The sequence below is a fragment of the Pseudomonas putida genome (assembly GCF_028682475.1).
GTDB lineage: Bacteria > Pseudomonadota > Gammaproteobacteria > Pseudomonadales > Pseudomonadaceae > Aquipseudomonas > Aquipseudomonas putida_AG.
This window is the reverse complement of sequence record NZ_JANHLE010000083.1, coordinates 1-841: the sequence shown is the minus strand read 5'-3', so window position 1 is coordinate 841 and position 841 is coordinate 1. Positions and strand designations below refer to the sequence as shown.

Sequence of the window (841 nt, the reverse complement as noted above, 5' to 3'; positions counted from 1 at the left end):
CCCAGTTCAGTGGGCCCATGTACAACGAGTAGCGCATGATGGCGGCTTCCACTTCCACTAAACCTGCCAAGGCTTTACCGGTCTGGACGACGCCCAGGAGTGCCTGCGCCCCATAGGCCGTTATCTGACCCGCGACTACTGTTTGGCGCATCTCCAGCCATGGGTCGATATGGGTTTGTGCGCTCTCCAGTTGTTTTTGCAGAGACCTGTATTCGTTTACGCCTGCACTAAATGACAATCCACCAATCACCCCACCAAATAAGGTCAGGGTTGGAGCCGGAGATGAGCGAATTAGAAATCGATCCTTCTTCAACCCCTGCCGCACCTGATTATCAATCACTGCCGTCAGCGCAGCCGCCGTATACAAAGCCGCAGAAATTGTGTCGTTCTTACGCCGGTCGCTCATCCCCTCCAGTGTCCCAGCCTGACTCAGGTAATTACTCGCATTGAGCGAGTTCAGCAGCAAGGCCGCCAACGGCACAACGCCACCGCTATTGCTGACAAAAGCGGAGTTCACAATCGCCGCCACGCGTCCGGCGCCAATGGCTTGCCCGGTGGTACGGACCCAGCGGGTCAGGCCTTCGGCTTCGTACCCCAGCAGGGCCCAGAGCTGCCGGCCACCTTCGGTAATGCGCTGCAACCGCGTATTGCTGCCCAGGCGAGCGGCGATGAACACGCCGAGCCAGGCACTGCTGAAGGTTTGATTGTCCTTGAGCAACAACAACGACGCCGCCAGGCGGTTGACCAGCACGCTCCACGGGCTGTGGGCGTCCCGGGCCATGGCCGCGAGGTCAGCGAGGACCGGCTGGCTCAAGGGAGCCAGGGCCTTATGGGTGGCGGT

The 841-nt window shown here is 60.0% G+C and carries 1 pseudogene; it reads right to left on the bottom strand.

Features of this window, described 5'->3' with window-relative positions:
- A pseudogene (locus NPS47_RS25225) lies at positions 1-781 on the bottom strand (toxin VasX); the annotation flags it as partial.
- Between the last annotated feature and the right edge of the window lie 60 nt (positions 782-841).